This window comes from Sphingopyxis sp., from assembly GCF_035998965.1.
GTDB lineage: Bacteria > Pseudomonadota > Alphaproteobacteria > Sphingomonadales > Sphingomonadaceae > Sphingopyxis.
Map to the genome: position 1 here is coordinate 1 of NZ_DASYHE010000104.1, position 3645 is coordinate 3645.

The window sequence follows — 3645 nt, forward strand, 5'->3', positions numbered from 1 at the left end:
TTGAATGGATAGCGTAGGGGGGGCACGGATCGCGGTCGACCAGTTCGGCTCCGTCGCCGTTGACTCCATCGAAGACCAGCTGCGGGACATCCGCCGGGAACGCGACGCGCTGCGCCGCGAGAACCGCGTGTTGAAGATCGCCGTGGCCGAGCTGGAGCGCGTGTCCGAACGCGACACGCTGACCCCGCTGTTTAACCGCCGCTATTTCCTCACCGCCATCCATCACCGTATGGCGCGGTTCGAGCGTCATGCCGAACGGGCGGCGGTCGTGTTTGTCGACGTCAACCAGCTGAAATTGATCAACGACAGTTTTGGCCATGCCGCGGGCGACTTCGCCTTGATGGAAATCGCCAAGCGGCTCGCCGAATCGATCCGCGCGACTGACGTGGCGGCGCGCATCGGCGGCGACGAGTTCGGGCTGATCCTCGACCAGTCGAGCGAAGAGGGCGCGCGCGCCCAGATTGCGCGGCTGGGCGATGTGCTGACCGCGGCGCCGGCCGAGTATGACGGGCACCAGATCGCGCTGTCGGCCTGCTTCGGGATCGCGATGCTCCAGTCGGGGATGACCGAATCGGACATATTGGCCGCCGCCGACCGCGACATGTATCGCAACAAGCAGGGGCAGGGTTCGGCCCCTGGTCACCGCTGATACTACCGCTAACCGCCTGTTAACCATAAGGGCGCATCGTCCTGTCAGGACAGGGGGTGAACATGCGTACCCAAGCCGACCCATATCATGACATTCAGGACCGGATCACCGGCCAGATCGGCGCGCTGGCCGAAGCGCTGCCGCATTGCGCATTGGCGCAGATCGTCCAGCGCATCGACGACATCCGCTGTCTGGCGCGCGACAATGGCTTTGCCGCGGTCGAGACGCTGGCAAGTCGGCTCGAATCGGCGGTCGCGGGCGGCGGCTATCGCGCCGCGATCCTGACCTATCTCGACGCGATGAGCGATGCGGCCAGTGTCCCGCGTGGGCCATTGCCCGCCGCCACGCATGAAGCGTGGCTGGCATCGGTTGCGATGCGGCTCGGTCATTGACGGTTCCTGCCTGACAATTCAGACGGGTTTTCATGGATGCAATCATGCTTGCGCTGGTCGCGGTGCTGCTCGCCAATGCCGACGGGCGCAGCGGGATATTGCTGTCGCGGCTGCTGAGCGCGCGGCCGGATCGGCGGGTCGTCGTCGGCATCGCCTTTGGTGCCTTCCTCCTCAATGCGATCATTGCCGCAACCGCAGGGGCGGTCGCCAACCGGATGATCGGGCAGGGCGTCGCGGCGCTGCTGGTGGCATTCGCCATGCTTTCGGCCGCCCGGGCGCTGCTGTGGCGGGGGCGGTCGTCGCTGTTCGATGACGGCGCGCTGACAGCGACCCCAACAATGCTGGCGGGACGGATGCTGATCGCGCAGTTTGGTGACCGCAGCCATTTTCTGATCGGCGCGCTCGCCGCGACCAGCGGCGCGGGACAATGGGCCGCAGCGGGCGCGCTGGTCGGCTGGACGCTGGCGCTACTGCCGTTTCTGGCATTCGGAGCGGAACTTGCCGAACGGCGCGCGGCGCATGTGCTGCGCTGGGCCAGCGCCGCGATTTTGACGATGTGGGGCATCGTAACCGCCTTGGGGGCGTTCGGATTGATCGCATAGATCTTTCGAATTTGCGCTTCATCATCGCTTTTGTCGATGACAGCGACCGACAGCTTTCACGCGCAAAGATTGTCGCGACGCGCTATATGGGGACCAAATAGAAAGGATATTTCCCATGTCCCAGAAAAACCAGCCCGCCGTCGCCGACGCACTCAACGCGCTGCTCGCCGACAGTTTTACGCTCTATTTGAAGACCAAAAACTATCACTGGCATGTCCAGGGGCCGCGCTTTCGCGAGCTGCACCTGCTGTTCGACGAACAGGCAACGCAGATTTTCGCGACCACCGACCTGATTGCGGAACGGGTGCGCAAAAATGGCGCGCGGACGCTGCAATCGATCGGCGACATCGGCCGCCGCAGCTCGATCCGCGATGATGACGCCGCGGGTACCGATGCCGAGTCGATGATCCGAGCGCTGGCCGACGATAATAAGACTTTGCTAGGCCAACTGAAAGAGGTGAAGGCCGCCGCCGAGGCCGATGGCGACATCGCGACGAGCGGGCTGGTCGATAGCTGGGCCGATGAAACGCAGCAGCGAATCTGGTTTCTGGAAGCGACGCTGGGATATTGAGGCGACCGAAATCGCTCCCGCCCTAGCGGGGGCCCCGAGCCGCCTTATTCCATGATGGCTGTGTAAACCGACAGTGGCCGCGGGGGCGAGGGTGTGTCAATCGCGACCTTCATCCTTGCCCCGCAAACAAATAGCGCGGTCCGCGGGCCGCGCTTTTTGTTTTCCGGTTATTCCGCCTGATCAGCGCTGTTTCTTCGCCGTGGTCGCGGTGAAATCGGGATCCTTTTTCGCCACCCAGTCGACAAATTTGCGCACATTGGGGTTGGCCAGCAGGCCATCGACATCCATTCCGTGGCGTTGCAGTTCCGTATTGGTGAAGTTGGCGATCAAAGTTTGCTGGCAAATAGGGTGCATCGGCACGACGTCGCGCCCGCCCCGGCTTTTGGGGATGGGATGATGCCAGACAATCGTCTTGCCCGTGGGCCTACCGCACAGCCAGCACGGCGGCACCGCGATCGCCGGAGCGTCTTCTTCGCGATGCCGGTCGCCGTAAGGATCATGCTTCGAATGTTTGCGGGCCATGCTGCTACCTGAATTGCCGAAGATTGGCGCGCGCCGATCGCCAAACAAAAAGGGCGGCCCGAAAGCCGCCCTTTTCGTGTGTTCGGTTGATCCTGCTGATCAGTCCTGATGCGGCTGGATGTTTACCGCGGCGAATTTGCCGCGGTCGTCGACCTCGATGTCGAACGCGACGCGGTCGCCTTCGTCGAGGCCGGTCATCCCGGCGCGCTGCACCGCGCTGATGTGGACAAAAGCGTCGGCCTGTCCGTCGTCGCGCGCGATAAAGCCGAAGCCCTTGGTCGTGTTGAAAAATTTGACCGTGCCCGAGGTGCGTTCGCCGGTCAGCTGGCGCCGACCGCGCGCACCGCCGGGGGCTGCGCCGGGAGCGCCCCGATCGTCGCGGCGCGGGCCGCTGTCTTCGATCGGCATCGGTTCGCCCTCGATCTTCAGATCGATGGCTGACACCTTGCCATTGCGTTCGACGAGAGTGAAGCCGAGCGGCTGGCCCGAAGCGAGCCCGACCAGCCCCGCCTGTTCGACCGCGCTGATGTGAACGAACACATCTTCGCCGCCATCGTCGCGCGCGACAAAGCCAAAGCCTTTCGCCGCGTTGAAGAATTTTACCGTGCCATTGCCTTCGCCAACGACCTGCGCCGGCATCCCGCCGCCACGTCCGCCGCCGAAGCCGCCACCGCCACCGCCGAAGCCACCGCCACGATCACCGCCGCCGAAGCCCCCGCCGGGACGATCACCGCCGCCGAAGCCGCCACCGGGACGGTCGCCGAAACCGCCACCGCGGTTACCGCCGCCATAGCTGTCGCCGCCATAAGGTGCAGGTTCGAAGCTGTCGAAATTGCCGAAATCATCGCGCTTGCCGCGCCCCCGCTGGCCGCGGCGATCCTTGTTGAAACTCATTGTCTAATAGTCGCT

Annotated in this window: 6 protein-coding genes; 4 read left to right on the forward strand and 2 right to left on the reverse strand. The window is 64.1% G+C overall.

The annotated features are described in order from the left end of the window. Positions 1-127 precede the first annotated feature (127 nt). The 4 genes from VGN68_RS20370 (at position 128) to VGN68_RS20385 (ending at position 2214) form a co-directional block, all read left to right on the forward strand. Positions 128-649 carry a GGDEF domain-containing protein gene (locus tag VGN68_RS20370; protein WP_327479544.1) on the forward strand — a complete coding sequence of 174 codons (522 nt, stop codon included), beginning with the start codon at positions 128-130 and terminating at the stop codon, positions 647-649. A 62-nt stretch (positions 650-711) separates the two neighbouring features. Next, complete coding sequence (locus VGN68_RS20375) at positions 712-1041, forward strand: hypothetical protein (RefSeq protein WP_327479546.1); 330 nt, start codon at positions 712-714, stop codon at positions 1039-1041. A gap of 44 nt (positions 1042-1085) precedes the next feature. After that, positions 1086-1643 (forward strand): hypothetical protein, encoded by a 558-nt coding sequence (locus VGN68_RS20380; protein WP_327479548.1) that lies wholly within the window; start codon positions 1086-1088, stop codon positions 1641-1643. Positions 1644-1758: 115 nt separating this feature from the next. Beyond that, positions 1759-2214 carry a DNA starvation/stationary phase protection protein gene (locus VGN68_RS20385; protein WP_327479550.1) on the forward strand — a complete coding sequence of 152 codons (456 nt, stop codon included), beginning with the start codon at positions 1759-1761 and terminating at the stop codon, positions 2212-2214. 180 nt (positions 2215-2394) lie between these two features. On the opposite strand, the gene VGN68_RS20390 is transcribed toward VGN68_RS20385, so the two are convergent. Beyond that, positions 2395-2736 (reverse strand): hypothetical protein, encoded by a 342-nt coding sequence (locus VGN68_RS20390; protein WP_327479552.1) that lies wholly within the window; start codon positions 2734-2736, stop codon positions 2395-2397. Positions 2737-2835: 99 nt separating this feature from the next. After that, the gene (locus VGN68_RS20395; RefSeq protein WP_327479554.1) at positions 2836-3630 is read right to left on the reverse strand and encodes a cold-shock protein; all 795 of its coding nucleotides are present in this window, start codon (positions 3628-3630) and stop codon (positions 2836-2838) included. Positions 3631-3645: the final 15 nt, after the last annotated feature.

What these genes read in the sequence shown, in the direction of transcription:
- VGN68_RS20375 (WP_327479546.1), top strand. Translation starts at nt 712, where the DNA reads ATGCGTACCCAAGCCGACCCATATCATGACATTCAGGACCGGATCACC.
- VGN68_RS20380 (WP_327479548.1), top strand. Translation starts at nt 1,086, where the DNA reads ATGCTTGCGCTGGTCGCGGTGCTGCTCGCCAATGCCGACGGGCGCAGC.
- VGN68_RS20385 (WP_327479550.1), top strand. Translation starts at nt 1,759, where the DNA reads ATGTCCCAGAAAAACCAGCCCGCCGTCGCCGACGCACTCAACGCGCTG.
- VGN68_RS20390 (WP_327479552.1), bottom strand. Translation starts at nt 2,736, where the DNA reads ATGGCCCGCAAACATTCGAAGCATGATCCTTACGGCGACCGGCATCGC.
- VGN68_RS20395 (WP_327479554.1), bottom strand. Translation starts at nt 3,630, where the DNA reads ATGAGTTTCAACAAGGATCGCCGCGGCCAGCGGGGGCGCGGCAAGCGC.